General features: G+C 45.4%; 16 protein-coding genes and 1 pseudogene. 1 reads left to right on the forward strand and 16 read right to left on the reverse strand.

What is annotated here, in order from left to right:
- Positions 1-4: 4 nt before the first annotated feature.
- From yhdA to PUN35_RS09670, 14 genes and pseudogenes are all read right to left on the reverse strand, one after another.
- Positions 5-529: an FMN-dependent NADPH-azoreductase gene (yhdA, locus tag PUN35_RS09610; protein ID WP_014479291.1), complete on the reverse strand. Its 525-nt coding sequence runs from the start codon at positions 527-529 to the stop codon at positions 5-7.
- On the reverse strand, positions 526-1,173 hold the full coding sequence (yhcZ, locus tag PUN35_RS09615) for a two-component system response regulator YhcZ (protein ID WP_014479290.1): 648 nt from the start codon (positions 1,171-1,173) through the stop codon (positions 526-528). Before yhcZ ends, yhdA begins: the two co-directional genes overlap by 4 nt.
- Positions 1,170-2,309, reverse strand: coding sequence for a two-component system sensor histidine kinase YhcY (yhcY, locus tag PUN35_RS09620; protein ID WP_014479289.1), 1,140 nt, complete (start codon positions 2,307-2,309; stop codon positions 1,170-1,172). The genes yhcZ and yhcY overlap by 4 nt, the downstream gene beginning before the upstream one ends.
- 148 nt (positions 2,310-2,457) lie before the next feature.
- A complete protein-coding gene (gene pgcA, locus PUN35_RS09625; protein WP_014479288.1) occupies positions 2,458-4,203 on the reverse strand; it encodes a phospho-sugar mutase in 1,746 nt (581 codons plus the stop codon).
- Between the two features lie 131 nt (positions 4,204-4,334).
- Positions 4,335-6,002: a glycerol-3-phosphate dehydrogenase gene (gene glpD / locus PUN35_RS09630; protein WP_014479287.1), complete on the reverse strand. Its 1,668-nt coding sequence runs from the start codon at positions 6,000-6,002 to the stop codon at positions 4,335-4,337.
- Positions 6,003-6,142: 140 nt separating this feature from the next.
- On the reverse strand, positions 6,143-7,633 hold the full coding sequence (gene glpK, locus PUN35_RS09635) for a glycerol kinase GlpK (RefSeq protein ID WP_014479286.1): 1,491 nt from the start codon (positions 7,631-7,633) through the stop codon (positions 6,143-6,145).
- An 18-nt stretch (positions 7,634-7,651) separates the two neighbouring features.
- A complete protein-coding gene (gene glpF, locus PUN35_RS09640) occupies positions 7,652-8,476 on the reverse strand; it encodes a glycerol uptake facilitator protein GlpF (protein ID WP_014479285.1) in 825 nt (274 codons plus the stop codon).
- Between the two features lie 178 nt (positions 8,477-8,654).
- Entirely contained in the window at positions 8,655-9,233 is a 579-nt protein-coding gene (gene glpP / locus PUN35_RS09645) for a glycerol uptake operon antiterminator GlpP (protein ID WP_003233388.1), read from the reverse strand.
- Positions 9,234-9,260: 27 nt separating this feature from the next.
- Positions 9,261-10,613: an aspartate aminotransferase family protein gene (locus tag PUN35_RS09650; RefSeq protein WP_031600324.1), complete on the reverse strand. Its 1,353-nt coding sequence runs from the start codon at positions 10,611-10,613 to the stop codon at positions 9,261-9,263.
- 145 nt (positions 10,614-10,758) lie between these two features.
- A pseudogene (locus PUN35_RS22485) lies at positions 10,759-10,860 on the reverse strand (AEC family transporter); the annotation flags it as partial.
- 170 nt (positions 10,861-11,030) lie between these two features.
- Positions 11,031-12,572: a bifunctional GNAT family N-acetyltransferase/carbon-nitrogen hydrolase family protein gene (locus PUN35_RS09655; RefSeq protein ID WP_014479282.1), complete on the reverse strand. Its 1,542-nt coding sequence runs from the start codon at positions 12,570-12,572 to the stop codon at positions 11,031-11,033.
- Positions 12,573-12,587: 15 nt separating this feature from the next.
- Complete coding sequence (locus tag PUN35_RS09660) at positions 12,588-13,250, reverse strand: HAD family hydrolase (RefSeq protein ID WP_014479281.1); 663 nt, start codon at positions 13,248-13,250, stop codon at positions 12,588-12,590.
- A gap of 127 nt (positions 13,251-13,377) precedes the next feature.
- Positions 13,378-13,800, reverse strand: coding sequence for a CBS domain-containing protein (locus PUN35_RS09665; RefSeq protein ID WP_014479280.1), 423 nt, complete (start codon positions 13,798-13,800; stop codon positions 13,378-13,380).
- A 136-nt stretch (positions 13,801-13,936) separates the two neighbouring features.
- A complete protein-coding gene (locus PUN35_RS09670) occupies positions 13,937-14,332 on the reverse strand; it encodes a YhcU family protein (RefSeq protein ID WP_003233401.1) in 396 nt (131 codons plus the stop codon).
- Between the two features lie 110 nt (positions 14,333-14,442).
- On the opposite strand from PUN35_RS09670, the gene PUN35_RS09675 reads away from it, so the two are divergent.
- A complete protein-coding gene (locus PUN35_RS09675; RefSeq protein WP_003244785.1) occupies positions 14,443-15,351 on the forward strand; it encodes an RluA family pseudouridine synthase in 909 nt (302 codons plus the stop codon).
- Positions 15,352-15,380: 29 nt separating this feature from the next.
- On the opposite strand, the gene srtA is transcribed toward PUN35_RS09675, so the two are convergent.
- A complete protein-coding gene (gene srtA, locus PUN35_RS09680; protein WP_014479279.1) occupies positions 15,381-15,977 on the reverse strand; it encodes a sortase SrtA in 597 nt (198 codons plus the stop codon).
- Positions 15,974-19,627: a sortase-dependent nonspecific endonuclease YhcR gene (gene yhcR, locus PUN35_RS09685; RefSeq protein WP_072592517.1), complete on the reverse strand. Its 3,654-nt coding sequence runs from the start codon at positions 19,625-19,627 to the stop codon at positions 15,974-15,976. The genes srtA and yhcR overlap by 4 nt, the downstream gene beginning before the upstream one ends.
- Between the last annotated feature and the right edge of the window lie 24 nt (positions 19,628-19,651).

Raw genomic sequence — 19,651 nt, forward strand, 5'->3', positions numbered from 1 at the left:
GCGTTTAGACGCCGGGATTTCCTGTTTTTGCGAACATGCTGAGTTCTTCGACAAGCTCTTTTATGCTTTCCTTAATGTTTTCAGCCACTGTAGCATTTTCAACATCAATATGCACCGGATCAAGCACCAGCTGCTTCGGAATGACATTGGCGTAGACACCCCGCATCACAGTTCTCATATTGTTCAGCGCATTGATGCCGCCTTTTCCGCCTCCCGCTACTGCCAATAATGCAACGGGCTTATATTTGAATTGTTCGCTGCTTAGAAAATCCAAAGCATTTTTTAAAGCGCCGCTCATGCCGCTGTGATATTCAGGCGATAATAATACAATCGCATCCGCTTTCGTAACGCGTTTCTTAAGCTCCTGTACTTTCAACAGTTCAGATTGATCCGCTTCACCGTTAAAAACGGGCAATACAAACTCGCTTAGATCAATCAAATCCGTGTGATACAGAGCTGCAATATAGGATGCTGCAATTCTTGTTCTGCCATGTTTTCTAGGCGTGCCATTTATGACTAACATGTTCATTTTGAGATCTCTCCATTCAGATTATATTTCACTGCGAAAAGCGCTGCTTGCGTGCGATCGGCCACTTCAAGTTTTGCTAAAAGATTCGATACATGGGTTTTTACTGTTTTTTCTGAAATAAACAAGGCTGCTGCGATTTCTTTATTGCTTTTCCCGTTCGCTATTTCAGTCAGAACGTCTTTTTCCCTTCTAGTTAATTGATAGTATTTTTCTTTTTCCGGGTCGTGCTGATTTTTCATATGTGTTAGCACATGGGGCATAATAGCTGTAGAAAGCTTGTATTCGCCACCATGCACTTGTCTTAGTGTTTTCACCAATTCCTCGGGCTCCGTATCCTTTAATTGATACGCCTTCGCGCCTGCCTGAAGCGCGGGGATGACGTGCTCCTGATCAGAGTAGCTCGTCAGCACAATGATATTCGTATCCGGAAATTGCTGTATTGCTTTTTTAATGGCTTGAATGCCGTCCATCTCGGGCATAGACAGATCCATTAGCACAAGATCCGGCTTTGTCTCTTCGATGACACGGAGAGCTTCTATTCCGGTTGCAGCTTCTCCGACGACTTCAATATCATCCTGGGTGGCAAAGAAAAAACGCAGACCCTTTCTGACAACATGATGATCATCAGCAATGACAATTTTCATACCGCCCCTCCTTTTCGGCTTGTTAGCGGAAGCCTGATGGACAGCTTTGTTCCAGTTCCAAGCGCTGACTCAATCCAAAACTTAGCGCCGGCTTTTTCCGCCCGTTCTTTCATACCCTTGATGCCAAGTGAAGGCAGACCGGCATGCGCTTCATAGCGAAATCCCGCCCCATGATCGATGATATCCAGCTCCGCATGGCACAAAGAAGCAGTCAGACTAACATACGCCGTATCCGTTCCGGCATGCTTTTTGCAGTTATTTAAAGCTTCCTGGACGACACGCCATAGCATATGCTCCTGCTCATCAGTCAGAACAGGACAGCCTTTTTGTGTAAAAATGATCTTCAATCCAATGAGCGCACCATAGCTTTTAATGGCTTCAGCCAGCCCTTTTTCCAATCCTCCGGGACGAAGCTGCCAAATTAACGCTTTCATTTCTGCGAGCGCGTCCTGTGATAGGTTTTGGATGAATTCAATCATCTGCTGTAAATTCTCATCTTTTGTTAGTGTCTTCGCAGCTTTGGCAGTTAAACTGACGGAAAACAGCATTTGATTGACTGAATCGTGAAGCTCCTGAGCGAGGCGGTTACGCTCCATTAAAAGAGCATTTTTTTGTTGATATTCGGAAAGCCTCATACGCTGGATTGCCGTTCCGATCTGAAAGGCGACAGATTCGAGTAAATGCAGCTCTTCCTCATCAAACATGGTTTTTCCGGCCGCCGCCACATTTAACAATCCGAATCTTCTGTCCCCGTCTTCTAAAGGCACAGTTGCATGATGCGTAATCCCTTCTGTGTCAAAACAATGCAGGTTTTCTGCTGATTCGATGCGTTTGCAGTTCATGATATTTGCAGCCTTTCTAAGCCCTCCGTTATTGAATTTCGTCAGGCAGTAACACTCCCCTTCGCACATCAGCACTTTTTCCTTGCGGCTTAAAGCCGGGGGCAGATAAGCGTCGGCCGCTAACGTATAAGACCCATCTTCTTCGATCAAAAAAATCCATCCGGATTGAAGGTTTGTCAGACTCAGCAACTCTTTTAAAACCTCATCCAGTGTTGCTTTGATATCGTGCCCTTGATTTAAGGTTTCGGCAATCGTTTTCAGCGTTTTTAATTTTTCCATCCTCATTTTGCTCACGTTTCTCACTCCGGCATTGATCTTGTATTTAAGATTATACCAGTTTTTTGTATTTCATTACTTCACTGATGGGATGATTTTCTTTCAGACTTTTGGATGAGAAAAAGAAAAAGCCGGATCATTTACAATGACCCAGCTCATACTTGAATTATTTTGCCGTCGACTCAACAATTTCATCCACCGTCTTCATTACATCTTCAGAAAGGGCGGCAAGACGCTGTTCACTGTCTTCCAAAGATGACCCTTTTACGGCGAAATAAAATTTCACCTTCGGCTCAGTTCCAGAAGGACGAAGACAGAACCAAGACCCGTCTTCCAGGAAGTATTTCAATACATTTGATTTTGGCAAGTCGATGGCTTCTTCTTTGCTTTCAGTCAGAAGCGTCCGTTTGCTTACAGCGTAATCTTCTGCTGTGACAACCTGTTTGCCCGCCATTTTCTGCGGCGGATTTTGTCTGAAGGAAGCAAGAATCGCTTCAATTTGCTCTGCTCCTTGTTTGCCTTTCAGCGTCAGGGATTTCAGCCCTTCACGATAAAAACCATACTCGTTAAAGAGATTGATGAGCGCCTCATACAAAGACATTCCCTGTTTTTTATAGAACGCGCAAACTTCAACTGCCAAAAGCGCAGCCTGAATGGCGTCCTTATCGCGGGCAAAATCCCCGATTAAATAACCGTAGCTCTCTTCATAACCGAATTGGAAGGTATACTGGCCTGATGCCTCGTATTCCTTAATCTTTTCACCGATAAACTTAAAGCCTGTCAGCGTATCAATCGTATCAAGGCCGAATGAAGAAGCTACAGCACGGCCGATTTCACTTGTGACGATCGTTTTGAGAACAACACCGTTATCAGGCAGGATGCCTTGTTTTTTCTTTTCAGAAAGCAGGTAATGAAGCAGCAGCGCTCCGGTTTGGTTTCCTGTCAGCACTGTATATTTGCCTTGATCGTTTTTCACCGCGATGCCGAGGCGGTCAGCATCAGGATCTGTCGCGATGAGAATATCTGCATTCTGCTCCTCCCCAAGCTTAATGGCATATTCGAATGCCGCATGCTCTTCCGGGTTTGGCGATGTAACAGTGGAGAAGTTTGAATCCGGCAGTTCCTGTTCTTTGACAACCGTTACATTTTTGTAGCCGAGTGCTTCAAGACCGCGTCTGACCGGTTTATTTGCAGTTCCATGCAGCGGTGTGAAAACAACCTTTACATCTACTTCTTCCGATAATTCAGGATGTACAGAAATGGACGTCAGTTTTTCTGTATAAACTTTATCAATATCTTCACCGATGATTTTAATTAAGCCTTTTTCTTTTAACTTATTTTCTTCGTCCACTGTGATCGTCAGCTCATTTTCAATCGCGTTTACCTGCTCAATGACGATGTCCGCTTCCTTTGGAGGCAGCTGGCCGCCATCATCCCCGTATACTTTGTAGCCGTTATATTCAGGCGGGTTATGGCTTGCCGTTACCACAATCCCTCCATAAGCGTTCAGCTGTCTGACAGCGAATGACAGCTCTGGCGTCGGGCGAAGCTCATCAAACACGTATGTTTGGATGCCTTGTGTCGCAAGTGTTTTTGCCGCTTCCATCGCGAACTCCGGAGATTTATGGCGGGAATCATAAGCAATGACAACGCCCCGTTTTTTCGCTTCCTCACCTTGCTTCGAGATGTATGCCGCAAACCCGGCCGATGCTTTGCGCACAGTGTAAATATTCATCCGATTTGTCCCGGCGCCGATTTCTCCGCGCATTCCGCCGGTACCGAATTCAAGGTCTTTATAGAAACAGTCCTCAAGGGCCTGTTCATCTCCCTCTAATTCAATAAGGCGCTCTTTTAATTCCGGATCTAAATGTTCTGTCTGTTTCCAGCGTTCATAGCTCTTTCTCCAAGTCATATTCGTCCTCCTATGTATCAGCTTATGCCATTATTTTATATGAAGCGGGTGCCTCTGTCACTTGATAACCTGATATCTGGCACTTTCGGCACGTAAAAAGAAATAACGGGCTGCAGACAGCCCGTTATGATTTATTGCTCAAGCGGTACGACCGCATCGTGTAAAAGCTTGTTGAGGTTTTCTGTATGTTTGTTTTTTGCCTGCTCATCCCATTGGAATCGCTCGTTCATAAAATCAATAACGGCATCTTTATATGTTCTTACCCAATTGATATCAAAAAATAAACGTCCCGTTCTGCGGACAAAGAAGTCAGCAGGGGTTGCAGTCATCTCTTCTTCTATACTGTATTCTGCCTCAGCAAGAATATGAACCGGAATGTTGCGTTTCGCGGCCTCATCTTTCAGCGCTTCTATCCGGTCAAAGACGCGATCTACGTTAGAGCCGTATCTGATCGCCAGCTGTTTTGCGTCTTTTTCTGATAAACCGGCTGCAATTCCTTCTTTTGTTTTCGCGGTAACGAAGGACATGAGATTTTTCGAACCTCCGACGTGCCCGCCTGAGATTGGCATGTTTTTCGTTTTACACGGGCCAAAATCCTTTGCGCCTTCTTCTTTTAAGCGGTCACGTACAAGATCAACGATGTGCTCCGCCATTTTTCTGTATCCAGTCAGTTTTCCGCCGGCAATGGTGATCAAGCCTGAGTCAGATGTCCAAATCTCGTCTTTCCGTGAAATTTCAGAAGGATCTTTGCCTTCTTCATGAATCAGCGGACGCAGCCCTGCCCAGCTGGATTCGATGTCATTCGCAGTGATATTCAGTTCCGGGAACATATAATTGATTGAATTGATGACATAATCACGATCCTCCGTTGTCATCCGCGGATGCTCCAGCGCCTCTTTGTAAACAGTGTCTGTTGTTCCCACGTATGTTTTGCCTTCACGAGGAATCGCAAATACCATCCGGCCATCAGGTGTATCGAAATATACAGCCTGTTTCAGCGGAAAGACAGACTGGTCAAATACAAGGTGAATGCCTTTTGTATGCTGCAAATGCTTTCCGTTTTTCGAATGGTCTTTTTCTCTGAGCTGATCGACCCAAGGGCCTGTAGCATTGACAATTTTTTTCGCATACACTTTATATTCTTTCTTTGTCAGCACATCTTCAATTAATACGCCGACGGCTTTGCCTTTTTCGTAAAGAAGCTCCTTCACTTTGGAGTAATTCACAGGCTCTGCCCCGAATTTCACCGCTTCCTTCATGACTTCGATGGTCAGTCTCGCATCGTCAGTGCGGTATTCCACATAGTACCCGCCGCCTTCTAAGCCGTCTTTTTTTACCAAAGGCTCTTTTTGCAGCGTTTCTTTTGCTGAAAGCATGCTTCTTCGTTCTGACTTTTTCACACCTGCAAGGAAGTCATAAACCCTTAACCCGATAGATGTTGTAAATGAACCAAATGTGCCGCCTTTATGAAATGGAAGCAGCATCCATTCCGGTGTAGTGACATGCGGGCCGTTTTCATACACAATCGCCCGCTCTTTTCCTACCTCAGCGACCATTTTCACTTCAAATTGTTTTAAATAGCGCAAGCCGCCATGTACCAGCTTCGTTGATCGGCTTGATGTTCCCGCCGCAAAGTCCTGCATTTCGCTTAGTGCGACCTTCATTCCCCTTGATGCCGCGTCAAGAGCTGTTCCGGCTCCTGTAATTCCTCCTCCGATAATAAATAGGTCATATGTTTTTTTCGTCATGTCTGTCAGCATGCGATCTCTTTCAAGACTTGAAAATTGATGTTTCATCATTACGTCTCCTCCTTGTTGTCACGGTAAATAGAAAAAGAGACCACAACAGCCAAAGTGCATGCTTACACTTTGGTGCTGTGGTCTCTCCTCATCTCAGGACCGTTCTTATTAACTTGTAACCATTATACCATAGTATTACTTTATTTAAAAGCCATAGCTGCTTTCACGGCTTTTTGCCAGCCTTTATACAGCTCATTTCGTTTTTCTTCTTCTAATTCAGGCTCAAACCGTTTATCCAGATTCCACTGGTTCGCGATTTCAGAACGGTCCTTCCAGAATCCCACAGCGATACCTGCCAAATAAGCCGCGCCAAGCGCAGTCGTTTCATTAATTTCCGGGCGCTCCACAGGAACATTCAACAGGTCTCCTTGGAACTGCATCAGGAAATTGTTTTTCACAGCTCCTCCATCTACACGAAGCGTCTTTAATGAAATGTTTGAATCTGCTTCCATTGCGTCAAGCACATCTTTTGTCTGATAAGCCAATGACTCCAGTGTCGCACGGATAAAGTGCTCTTTTGTTGTCCCTCTTGTCAGGCCGAAAACCGAACCGCGCACATCACTGTCCCAGTAAGGCGTTCCCAGTCCGACAAATGCTGGAACGACATACACGCCGTCAGTTGAATCCACTTTTTCTGCATAAGATTCGCTTAGCGATGAATCCTGGAACATTCTCAAACCGTCTCTAAGCCACTGGATGGCAGAGCCTGCGACAAAAATGCTTCCTTCTAACGCATAGTTCACTTTTCCGTCAATGCCCCAAGCGATTGTTGTCAAAAGCCCATGTTCGGACTTAATTGCTTTTTCCCCGGTATTCATCAGCATGAAACATCCTGTGCCGTATGTGTTTTTCCCCATGCCTTCTTCAAAGCATGCCTGGCCGAACAATGCGGACTGCTGGTCGCCTGCCGCTCCCGCAATCGGGATATTTTTTCCGAAGAAGTGATAATCAACAGTCTCCGCATACACATGAGAGGACGGCTTCACTTCAGGGAGCATGGATTTCGGTACGCCTAGAATGTCGAGCAGTTCATCGTCCCATTTTAAATCGTAAATATTAAACATCAGTGTTCTTGAGGCATTGGAGTAATCGGTCACATGCGCTTTTCCGCCTGACATTTTCCAAATGAGCCACGTATCAATCGTTCCAAACAGCAGCTCGCCTTTTTCCGCTTTTTCTCTCGCGCCTTCCACATTGTCTAAAATCCACTTCACCTTCGTGCCGGAGAAGTATGGATCGATTAAAAGCCCAGTTTTTTTTCTGAATTTATCATTATATCCTTTTTCACGAAGTTCCTCACAAATGCCGGACGTCTGTCTGGACTGCCAAACGATTGCATTATAGACAGGACTTCCTGTATCTTTATCCCACACAACCGTCGTCTCGCGCTGGTTCGTGATGCCGATGCCGGCAATTTGAGAAGCGCTGATTCCTGATTCAGAGATGACTGAGGCGATAACCGCGAGGACAGAGCCCCAAATTTCATTGGCATTATGCTCAACCCAGCCAGGATGCGGGAAGTATTGTGTAAATTCCTTTTGAGCAGAGTGGACAATTTTGCCTTCTTTATTAAACAGAATCGCTCTTGAACTTGTCGTCCCCTGATCTAAGGATAAAATGTACGTTTCCATAAGATGTCTCCCCTTTGATTAAATATATTTAGAATTTGATAATGTTTTAGCAGAATATGATTTCGTATAAACATAGAGTCCTAACAATACCACAACCAATATAACGCTTACAATCCAGAAGCTGCTTGTGATGTGCCCTTTAAATGCAGCGTTGTAAAATACACCGCCGAATGATCCGCCTAAAATCGGGCCGACTACCGGAACCCATGCGTATTTCCAGTTTGATGAGCCCTTCCCCGGAATTGGAAGAAAAGCGTGGGCTATCCGCGGACCTAAGTCACGTGCAGGATTGATAGCATAGCCGGTGGTGCCTCCCAGAGAAATACCGATTGCTACAATGAGGAAACCGACGATTAAAGGATTAAGTCCTTCTGTAAATTGATTTGCCCCAATGGCCAAGATTCCAAGTACAAGGACAAATGTCCCAATCACTTCGCTTAAAACGTTTGCAAATGTATGCGGAATGCTGGGCCCTGTTGAGAAAACACCCAGCTTGGCAGCGGGATCATCCGTTGACTTCCAGTGCGGGAGGTAATGCAGATAAATAATCACCGCACCGATGATCGCTCCGATCATTTGCGCCGCAATATAAACCGGAACCTCTTTCCAAGGAAAATCTCCTACAAATGCAAGCGCTATCGTTAGCGCCGGATTCAAATGGGCACCGCTGATGCCGCCAACCGCGTATGCCGCCATGGCAACACCCAATCCCCATCCAAATACAACAACAATCCAGCCAGACTGGAATGAAAGCGATTTCTTTAAATTGACACCTGCACAAACACCTGCACCAAAAATGATAAGCAGCATCGTACCGATGACTTCTCCCCAAAATGCTGTCATAGCACATTCCTCCTAAAGTCACGATTAAAAAGCATGATAGAGAAGAAGAGAATAAAAAAACCACAACAAACCGCTTTACGGGTGCATAAACATTTGCCGTAAAGAGCTGCTGTGGTCTCCGAGTTCTCCATCACAATGTATTAACCTAGTGCAATTGTATCAATGCATGAAAGCGGTGTCAATCACTTTCTGTCAAAAAGTTTTCATATTTTTTCCACAATTTGGTATTAGATGTTGTGACAGCTACAGCCCCCGCTTTCAATGCCTGCTCTACATCCTCTTCCGTACGGATGAAACCCCCGGCAAAGATGGGAATCCCTGTTTTCTCTTTTATTTCCTGAATGAGTGACGGAACGATGCCGGGAAGCACTTCGATGAAGTCAGGCTTATGCTTGCCGATAAACTCCATGCTTTTCTCCATCGCGCTTGTATCAAGCAAAAACAGGCGCTGAATGGCATAAATTTTCTTCTGCTTCGCTTTGGCAATCACGTTCGATCTTGTGGAAATAATCCCAGCGGGCTTGATATCCTGACATATAAATTCCGCACCGTATTCGTCATGCTTAATCCCTTGAATGAGATCGACGTGCACCATCATGTTCTTTCCGTGCTTTTGCGCTTCTTTGATCACGCCCTTCAGCTGGCCGAGATGAATATCAAGAATAACACCGTAAGAGAACGAACTGTTTAAAAACTCATCAAATTGCTTCATATTGCGAATAGCCGGTAAGATCGGCTGGTTGTGAAAACTCATCATGTGCTCCTTTAATAAATCACTTTTATATTATATCGTTTGAAAGCTTTCTTTCACCGTTTTCACGATAAAGGAAAGGTCCTCTTCTGTCAGGCAAAATGGCGGCGCAAGCTGGATGACGTTGTTGTAGCCGGCGACTGTATCGCCGTTTTTGCCGATGATCAGCCCTTTTTCTTTGCACGCCGCAACCACTTGGTTTACTTTGGCGGCATCAGCCGGCTCTTTAGTCAATTTATCTTTGACGAGTTCGATTCCGATCAGCAGCCCTTTTCCTCTAACATCCCCGACTGCCGGGTGTTCTCTCAGAGCTTGGAGCTCACCTAAAAGCTTTGCTCCAAGATCGCGGGATCGCTGAATCAGCAGTTCGTCCTCCATAATTTGCAGGTTTTTCAACGCCAAGGCACAGGCAGCCGGGCTTCCGCCGAACGTGTTCACGTGGCGGAAACGGTCATAAGGAGCTTCCCCCTGATACGCTTCGAAAATGTCCCGTTTAATAGCAGTCGCTGACAATGGCAGATACGCGCTTGTGATTCCCTTTGCCATCGTAATGATATCAGGCTTCACACCGTAGTGCATAAACCCGAACGGCTCGCCTGTCCGTCCAAACCCGCAGATCACTTCATCGCAAATCAAAAGGGCTCCGTGGCGCCGGCAAATGTCCTCCACCTTTTTCATATATCCGTCCGGCGGCATTAGGATGCCTCCGCCTGTAATGATGGGCTCCATAATGACCCCGGCAATCGTTTCGCTTAATTCCCATGTCATGATGCGGTCGATTTCATTTGCGCTTTCAAGCGTGTCTGCATCATCAGGATTCCGGTATATATCTGGCGGAGCTGCATGCAGGAACCCTTGGCTCAAAGGCTCGTATTTATATTTCCGCTGCGCCTGTCCGGTAGCTGAGAGCGCTCCCAATGTATTGCCGTGGTATGCCCGATATCTTGAGATGAATTTATAACGGCTGTGGTCGCCGTTTTGCAGATGGTACTGGCGGGCAATTTTAAAAGCAGTTTCGTTTGCTTCCGATCCGCTGTTGGAAAAAAAGATAACATAATCGCCGCCAAGCCATTCATTCAGCTTTTCCGCCAGTTGAATTGCGGGTGCGTGACTTTGCGTTAACGGGTAGTAAGGCAGCTCCTTTAGTTGCTCATAGGCAGCCTCCGCAAGCTCCTTTCTGCCGTAACCAATGTTGACGCACCACAAACCGGACATCGCATCCAAATAGCGGCGTCCGTCTATGTCGGTTACCCAGGCCCCCTCGGCCTTCTGGGCTATCAGGCTGTCCGCTTGATGCGCTCCCTTCATGGCATGCCACACAAATTGCTCATCTTTTTGCTTTAATCCCTGATTTTGCTGAATGTTTTCCATCCCCATCATCTCCATTTCATTAGCGTTCCCTATAATGCCAATTCAATTGAAACAGACCTTCTCTTTATGTGATGTCTTGGTGATGATTTCCCTGCCTTCAATATAAAGCCAGACCGGGTCAGAGTCAATAAACCGCGTAAATAATAAAACATCCCCTTTCTCAAGAAGAAAGAGGATGCAGCTTCCAAAGCAAAACAGGCAAAGTGGCAATGCTCAGCATCGTACTGATAAAGGTCGCACTCGAAACAACTTGGACAGCCATTGCAATAGCAATGTGAAGCCTAGCCGTTTTCTGTATGATATAGGAAATGGCGAAAATACAGAAACTCCATAAGGCACCTCCACTATACCTACTTTTATTTTAAAGACAGCACCTAAACAATTCCGCTTTTGTTTTAAAAAACCCGCCAATTCAGGCGGGTTTTTTGGAAATTATTTTTTATATTGAATATGATAAATATCACGCCGTCTGTCTTTTAGCTGGCGCACTGTACCGTTTTGGCGCTGTCTTCTGAGAATTTCCAGGTCAACATCGCCGATGACAACCATTTCAATATTCGGGTTTGTTTCGCCGACAATGCCGTCTCGGGCGAATTCAAAATCAGACGGGGCAAAGATGCCTGACTGGGCGTATTGGATATCCATGTTTTCCGTTTGCGGAAGGTTTCCGACCGTTCCAGAGATAACCGTATAAATTTGATTTTCAACCGCTCTAGCCTGCGAACAGTATCTGACACGCAGATAGCCTTGACGGTCTTCTGTACAAAATGGCGTAAAGATGATTTTGGCTCCTTTATCAGCCGCAATCCGGGCAAGCTCAGGAAATTCAATGTCATAACAGATCTGGATCGCGATTTTCCCGCAGTCCGTATCAAACACGCGAACTTGGTCTCCTGCGCTGATCCCCCACCATTTGCGTTCATTCGGCGTAATATGGAGTTTGTATTGCTTTTCGATTGTTCCGTCCCGTCTGAACAGGTAAGCGATATTATAGATCTTGCCTTCCTCTTCGACGAAATGAGATCCGCCGATAATGTTGACGTTATACTTCACAGCCAAGTCAGTAAACAGGCTGATGTAATCTTCTGTATACTCGGTAATTCTCTGCACCGCCAAGCTCGGTGACCGTTCCTCAAGGAAAGACATCAGCTGGGTTGTGAAAATTTCCGGGAACACCGCAAAATCAGATCTTGCGTCGGAAGCAACATCGACATAGTATTCTACTTGATTCGCAAATTCCTCAAAGGAATAAATTTTCTTCATTTCGTATTGGATCACACAAATTCTAACAGGGAACGCCGATTTATAATAGCGTTTTGTCTGCTGCGGTAGATAATCGACATTATTCCATTCCATCAGCGTCGCATACTTGATCGAAGCTGTATCATCTGGGAGATAATTCGGGTTAATTCGCATAAGGGTAAAGCCGTTCATCAGCTGAAAAGAAAGAACCGGATCGTATATTTGGTGGCGTGTCACCTGTTCAACATACTCTCTCGCTGTCATTTCATCTGCATATTTGTGATAGTTTGGAATCCGTCCGCCTATGATGATGCTTTTCAGGTTTAAGCGTCTGGCTAAGTCCTTTCTCGCCTCGTACAAACGGTGGCCGATCTTCATTCGTCTGTATTTCGGGTGCACCATGACTTCAATTCCGTACATATTCAAGCCGTCAGGATTATGGTTGGTGATATAACCGTCATCTGTAATGTCCTGCCACGTATGGCGGTCATCATATTCATCAAAGTTAATCAGGAGACTTGAGCACGAACCGATAATTTCACCTTCGAATTCTGCACAAAACTGCCCGTCTGGAAAATGCTCCAAATGGCTGATTAAATGCTCTCGCTTCCAAGGTTCCATCCCCGGAAAGCAGTCCTTTTGAAGATCGATAATCTTGTCGATGTCTTTCTCTTCGATATTGCGGATAACCATTTTCTTTTCAAACCGGGTCAAATCTAATTTCTCAGACAACCTACTCGCTCCTTTCTAGTTTTGTGAGTTCAGATGATCAAGCAATAGGGCGAGCTCCATTTCCGCCATTGATTCAAGCCTGTGATCATAGTCTTCAAACATCAAGGTGCCCGTTACTTTATTCGGGACAATGACACACTTCATTCCTGCACGTTTCGCAGCAATCGAACCATTGACAGAATCCTCAAACGCGAGACATTCCGCTGGCGATACCCCGAGGTTCTTTGCCGCCAATAAATAGAGCTCAGGATTCGGCTTCACCTCTTCCACATCATCAGCCGTTTGAATAACTTCAAAATCATCAAACAGGCCGATTTGCTTCAAATGGCCGGACACCCATTTATAATCAGAGCTGGAAGCAAGGCCTATTTTTAAGCCTAAATCCTTTGCCGCATTCAAATACGCTTCGACACCAGGTCTCGCTTTTTCTGTTTCCATGCGTTTGGCGAACCGCTCTCTTCTCAATTGTGTGAGCTCTTCATGGTTCAGCTTTTTCCCGATCTGCTCTTCTAAATATTCAAAAGGCCGGAAACCCGCAGCAGTTCCGATGACCTTTCCCCAGACAGATAGCGGCAGCACTGAGCCGTGCTCTTCAAATATTTCCTGAAGAACCTCATATTCGTGTGTTTCTGTATCTAGAATAAGCCCGTCAAAATCAAAAATTAACGCTTTAATCACTGGGTACAACTCCTTTAATACGAATTGAGACATATGTATACACTCAACTATACCCCGAAACAAGTCTGCTTTCAAAAAGTAAGGTTTTATGTGAAGAAAGAGCCTGCACACTGCAAGCTCTTTCTTATTAATGAATGTTTTGGTGAGAAATGTTTGTCAGCGCTGATCCCGCAGACTCGTTCGACATCTGATTGACTGCCAGGTCTCCAAGCGCAACGATCCCGACTAGATTGTTTTGATCTACAATAGGAAGGCGGCGGATTTGGTGCTGGGCCATCAGCTGCGACGCGTCTTCCAGACTCATATTAGGGTTTCCTGATACGAGTTCTGTTGACATCACTTCTGAAACGGGTGTCTGGCCATCACGGCCCTGAGCTGTAGTTCTTAATGTAATGTCACGGTCAGTCAGCATTCCTTTTAAAACACCTTGCTCTACAACGGGGATCGCCCCGACGTTATGCTGTTTCATTAGAGAAGCCGCTTCCTGAATCGTTTGATTCGGAGAAACGGTTGCCACCTGCGTTGTCATTGTATCTTTAACTGAACTCATTGTCAGCACCCCTTTCAATCATTAGTATGTTCAGACACGAGCCGTTTAAAAAGGGAGTTAGAGGAAAGGTTTTATGATATGATTTCTCTGATACAAAAAGAGCTTTTCTAAAAATAGAAAAGCCCTTGCCGCATGATTATATCAGCCTTCTTTGACCGAAAAAGGCTTTGTTAGTCTTCTTTTGAAAGTCAGAAAAAGCAAACGGAAAATAAATCCCAAAATCATTCAGCATCTTGCTGTTTTTTTCAAAAATCGCCTGATCACTCAAATCAGAGTGCGGCGAAGGCTTGGTCAGGATAATATGTATCATTTGCAGACAAGCCATAATTTGAAATGCTTCTTTTAATGTTCCTTGGTAATAATGGTTATTTAAAGACAGAACGCCTTTCTTTTTAAAGCGCTGAATGTCCAGTTCGGAGAAATAAAGAGGAAATACATCATGGATCAGCTCCATAGACAGCTCCTTGATAAAGCTCTCCTGTTCTGCAGTTGCTGCGTTCACAATTCTCACGTCAATCACCTTTCTTGCCATCGAATATCCTAAGTCTTACTCAAGAATAGCACAGAAAAAAACGCGAAAGCTAAGGTAAGTGTTTCCTATGAGAAACAGCAGCCTTCCGCTTCGAAAAGGAGCCATTTAACATGAACCAAAAAGGCAGAGGGCTTGAGATCCTCATCAATGAAAAACAGGACGGCCAATGGCTGTTTTCCGTACTCAAAACAGCGCTCAAAGCTTCTAAACCAGTGATACAAGACTGGATGTCCCATCAACAGATAAAGGTCAATCACGAATCCGTCTTAAACAATATGATTGTAAAAAAGGGAGACCGCGTGTTCATTGATCTTCAGGAAAGTGAAGCATCTTCGGTCATTCCGGAGTATGGCGAGCTTGATATTTTATTTGAGGACAATCATATGCTCATCATCAATAAACCCGCTGGCATCGCGACGCATCCGAATGAGGATGGGCAAACCGGCACACTGGCTAATTTGATCGCGTATCATTATCAGATAAATGGCGAAACATGTAAGGTGCGCCACGTCCATCGTCTTGATCAGGATACATCTGGCGCTATCGTTTTTGCCAAGCATCGTTTGGCACACGCCATCTTAGACCAGCAGTTAGAGAAAAAGACGCTGAAGCGTACGTATACCGCCATCGCTGAAGGTAAGCTACGGACGAAAAAAGGGACAATTAATTCACCGATCGGCAGAGACCGCTCACACCCGACAAGACGCCGGGTTTCACCAGGCGGGCAAACAGCCGTCACTCATTTCAAGGTAATGGCCAGCAATGCGAAAGAACGGCTGTCGCTCGTTGAATTAGAGCTGGAAACAGGCAGAACACACCAAATCCGTGTTCATCTGGCGAGCCTCGGCCATCCGTTGACAGGAGACTCGCTTTACGGAGGCGGGAGCAAGCTGCTAAACAGGCAGGCACTGCACGCCAATAAAGTACAAGCGGTTCACCCGATAACAGACGAGCTCATAGTTGCTGAAGCCCCTTTCCCTGCTGATATGAAAAACCTTTGCCGCACATATTTTTCATGAAGAAAAGCCGCAGGCACCGCCACGGCTTTTTAAGTCACTCGTTTTCCATATATAATATAGCGCTTCGGGGCATTTCCGACGTATGAAAACGGATAGCAGGTCGTCAGAATCAGCTCTTCCTTTTCATGCTGGAGCGTGATAATAGATGTGTCATCCTTATCGACAATTTTTGTTTTTACAATTTCATATGTGAATTCTCCATATGACAGGAGAATGCGGAGCCGATCCCCCTTTTCCAGCTCTCCCGTCCGGCGAAACACGGTATCCCGATGCCCTGACAGCACAATTTGTCCGTTTTCATCAGGATAATAGCTGTCCTTGTAATGCCCGACACCTTTTTCTAAATCATTAGCATCGGTGCCCTCCACGATCGGAAGCTCTGCATTGATTTTCGGTATTTCTAAAATGCCGCTCGCTTGTCCGGTCTCAGGCTTAAATGATGCTTTGTTCTTTGCTTGATCTGTGCTATTTTTCGTCCCCAAAGGTTCCTGCGGCTTTTCAGCCGCAAGTTTTGCTTCTTTTAGTGTCTGTTCCGTTTTCATATTCGTATCGATCAATTTAAAGCCTCCATAGCCTGCGATCACTAGGCCGGCAGCAATGATGAATAGTGGAATAACTTTTTTCACGTTCTGGAGGCGCTCCTTTTTCTTCTGACATATAGATAAGTTCCTGACAATGTCACCGCCGCACCGATTACCATAAAGTTATAGTAGCCCGCTGACGTATCCGGAAGCTGATGATCAGACCCGCTTTCTGCAGTCTCGGTTTGTAACGGCAATGTGCTGATGCTATTAGCAGTATCAGCGGTTTTTGTGTTGTTGATTGGTATTTCATTGAATCTCGAAATGGCTGAAGGCGGCAGCTGATGAACCGGTGCTGTTCCCGGAGTTTCTTTTATATCAGGCAAATCTTCACCTGGCCTTGGATCCTCTTTAATCGGATCCTCCGTCACCGGATCATCTCCGGGCTTTTCCGTAATCGGGTCTTCTGTTACAGGGTCTTCAATATCACTGGCTTCAGCAAGCTTAATTCTTCCCTCTTTTGTATACGCAATTGGCTCATCAAAACTTTTCACGTACTCAACTGTGGCTTCCAAATCCTCAGGCCCTGTCACCGGATTTTTTCCCAGCAGTCCGATTGGCTGATATTTGGCTCCTGTCGCCGTCGCCATAAAGTTGTTGACGGTCAATGTATATGTGGCATCGGGCTGGATCTCGGTGCCATCTGCCATTTTCAAATCAACTGCTTTTCCGGTTTCTTTATCCCACGTATACGTAAACCCGCTGATGCTGTAGTCAGGCCCAAAAACAGGCGAGATTTGAGCATTGATAATCTCTCTTAAATCTTTTCCTTTAATCTCAAGCTTCGTTAACACATTTCCAAACGGCTGAATATTGTAAAGATCTCCCCACGTAATCGGGCCCTTCTTCAGCGCTTCACGGATGCCGCCGCCATTCATAAGGGCAAAATCCGTTTTCATGGCAGCTCTCATACCATCCGCAATCAGGTTTCCAAGAGGCGTATCGCCATCATTTGAATACCCCCCTTCCATATCAACAGCGGCTTCGCCGACTACCTCGCTGATAATCGGTTCCGCAATTGTTTCGTATTTCTTTAAAATGGCTGACGCGCTGACATCCGGTTCGATTTTACTTTGATCAACATATACGATTTCCGCGGACTTTTTGACAATGTCTTTTGTCGTTTTATCGATCTCTACATCAACGACACCTATCGCTTTTCCATATTCAAACGCTTGAACAATCAGTTTTCCATTCACTTCACCGTTAACAACCTGATGATTATGCGCGGCAAAAATCACGTCAATTTCAGAATCTGTTTTGTTTGCAAGATCAGCAGACTCACCGGTAATGGCGTTGGTGTTTTGTTCAGCTGACATATGTGCGAGAACCGCGATGGCCTTCACGCCTTTTTTCTTGAGCTCATTGGCCGCCTCATTCACCGCTGTCACTTCATCTGTAAACTCGATATTCTTTATCCCTTCAGGCATAACCATGCCAGCTGCCGACTGTGTGACAACTCCGATAAAAGCAACGGGTACGCCCTCCACATTTATGATGTCATAAGCCGGCAAAAAGGGCTCTCCAGTTGATTTCATTTTACAATTGGCACATACAAGGGGAAAGTTCTGTCCATCATATCCGTTTGTGCCTTTCGGATGATCACCGCCATTTAAGATCCTCAGAAGTTCATCCGTGCCTTCATCAAATTCGTGGTTTCCCACGGTTCCGACATCAAATCCGATGTCCTCCATCAGTTCTACAGTCGGTTCATCCTGAAGAAGAGAGGAAACTGGAGAGCTTCCGCCGATCATATCTCCCGCGTGCACAATCAGCGAGTTTTTCTTTTCAGCCTTTTTTTCTTTTAAATATGCGGCGGCATAATCCATGCGTCCAAACGTGCCGTCTGCAATTCCATTTCCATCAAGATCAAGCTCATATTGCTGATCGATTTTGCCATGCAAATCATTCATGCTGAGAATTCTAAGCGGCACATGTTCTTGAGGTGCCGTTTGCGTTTTTTTATATCCCGCGCTCTCCGCTTCACTTGCTGAGGCGAAGAAAATTCTGTTTTCCACAGCTATCTTCTTCCAGTCAGCTGGCTGCACATATGTTTTATTCGACGAATCCCCTACATATCTTGTCAAGCCTTTCCCTTGCTCTCTGGCTCTGAATTCAAACGGCATTTCCATGAGGGGATCGTTTTCATTCCAAATTCCTTTTTGATCTTTTTTTGCAGCGGCTACTGCGGCCTGAAATTGCTGATAATCCTCTTCATTGTCAACCGGCCAAATAAAATACGTCGGAGCATAGCCGTTTTTTACAAGCTCTAAGTTCACGTTTGAACCTGATTCGGTTAAGACTTGTCCGAGCAATCTGCCATAACTGTCCTTGGCTTCACTCCCGACCTTGACAGTAATTTTATCACCCGGGGACAGAACCGTTTTTAGATAGTCAGATGCTTTTTTGCCAAATCTTAATTGATTTTCATCTGCGTCATTTTTTGGTGTGTGATATGTTTCGGGTGTATCTACATTTACAAACCGGATTTTTGTCGTTCCAAGCACCGGAGATTTAAGATGAATGGTATCGCCGTCAACTACTCGGTCAACAATCCCTTCATATTCTCCCTCCGCAGACGGAGGTGCGGGCTGCTCTTCAAGCAGCTTCAGGTCAGCCGATTTTCGCGGAAGCAGCTGAAAGGTTTGGTATCTGCTTAACACACCGGTAAAGTCATACCATTTGCCCTCATCAAGCTCGTCTATCACCCCTGTTTCATTCATAACCCGGAGCGTCATTGCATGATGGTCGTCATCAATCATTGTTACATTGTAACCGCCGCCGGCAGGAGAACTTGGAATTGAGGAAACAAAAGCGGTTAGTTTCACAAGGCGTCCTTCATACTGATCACCTAGGCTGCCGTTAATAAGTTCATTGATTGTTAAGTGTTTGGGGGCGGGGAGGGATTGGTTTGACTGGTTGATTTTGATGCCTGATGAGCTTGGAACGATTTCTTTCAGCCCCTGGTAAGACGTGATTTTCCCTGTCACCGTGACATCCATACCCTCTTTTAATTCGGGAAATTGTTCAGGGGATGGCGAATAAATGTTAATGCCTCCGGTTTCATCTTGCAAAAAGGTCGACAGCTTCCCGCCTCCGATTGCGTTTTGATCAGCTGTAATGATCCCTTTTATCGTTACTTCTTCATTCAGCCTTCCCCGTGCTTCATTTATGGTCACTTGCTGTTCAGCCGGCGGAGTTTTCGTGTCATCGGTTACGTTCATCGACTGAACGTTTTTAAGTCCTGTCGTGTTAAAGTAATTATCAAGTTTTCCTTGAACCGTTATCTTTTTCCCAAGAAGAAGCGGATTGGTTTGCAGCCCAAATTGGCTTCTGAAGGCGGAGGGGATTTGCACAGGAAGGATGTGATCAGGCGATGTCTCGTTTTTACGGTCTGCCAGCGCGACATTATAATCATTTGAAAAAGGGCTTGTCAGCTTATAATGCTGCGGGGAAACAGCCTGGCCGACTGCATATCCTTCGACAAGCGCCTGTCCTTCTTTTTGCTGTATTGCCTTCTCAATCGATATAGGCTGTTGCGGTTCAGCTGCCTTTACAGCTTCGAACGTGTACATTACATTTAAGAACATTAATGCTGTGATCAACACAATATGCAGAATACGCCTCATCATATTTCCTCCCTTATACACATAATGACAACGATTTTGTCTGCTTATCATTTCGACAGACAGCATATAATTCCTTTCAGGCTTCTGCAA

Source organism: Bacillus sp. N3378-2at (genome assembly GCF_033412715.1).
Classification (GTDB): domain Bacteria; phylum Bacillota; class Bacilli; order Bacillales; family Bacillaceae; genus Bacillus; species Bacillus subtilis.

Coding starts and splice junctions, on each gene's coding strand:
- PUN35_RS09670 (WP_003233401.1), bottom strand. CDS start 14,332: ATGGCAAGAAAGGTGATTGACGTGAGAATTGTGAACGCAGCAACTGCA.
- PUN35_RS09665 (WP_014479280.1), bottom strand. CDS start 13,800: ATGAGTTCAGTTAAAGATACAATGACAACGCAGGTGGCAACCGTTTCT.
- pgcA (WP_014479288.1), bottom strand. CDS start 4,203: ATGACTTGGAGAAAGAGCTATGAACGCTGGAAACAGACAGAACATTTA.
- glpP (WP_003233388.1), bottom strand. CDS start 9,233: ATGATGAGTTTTCACAACCAGCCGATCTTACCGGCTATTCGCAATATG.
- glpK (WP_014479286.1), bottom strand. CDS start 7,633: ATGGAAACGTACATTTTATCCTTAGATCAGGGGACGACAAGTTCAAGA.
- yhcZ (WP_014479290.1), bottom strand. CDS start 1,173: ATGAAAATTGTCATTGCTGATGATCATCATGTTGTCAGAAAGGGTCTG.
- yhcR (WP_072592517.1), bottom strand. CDS start 19,627: ATGCTGTCTGTCGAAATGATAAGCAGACAAAATCGTTGTCATTATGTG.
- PUN35_RS09675 (WP_003244785.1), top strand. CDS start 14,443: ATGAACCAAAAAGGCAGAGGGCTTGAGATCCTCATCAATGAAAAACAG.
- yhdA (WP_014479291.1), bottom strand. CDS start 529: ATGAACATGTTAGTCATAAATGGCACGCCTAGAAAACATGGCAGAACA.
- glpD (WP_014479287.1), bottom strand. CDS start 6,002: ATGATGAAACATCAATTTTCAAGTCTTGAAAGAGATCGCATGCTGACA.
- PUN35_RS09650 (WP_031600324.1), bottom strand. CDS start 10,613: ATGGAGATGATGGGGATGGAAAACATTCAGCAAAATCAGGGATTAAAG.
- glpF (WP_014479285.1), bottom strand. CDS start 8,476: ATGACAGCATTTTGGGGAGAAGTCATCGGTACGATGCTGCTTATCATT.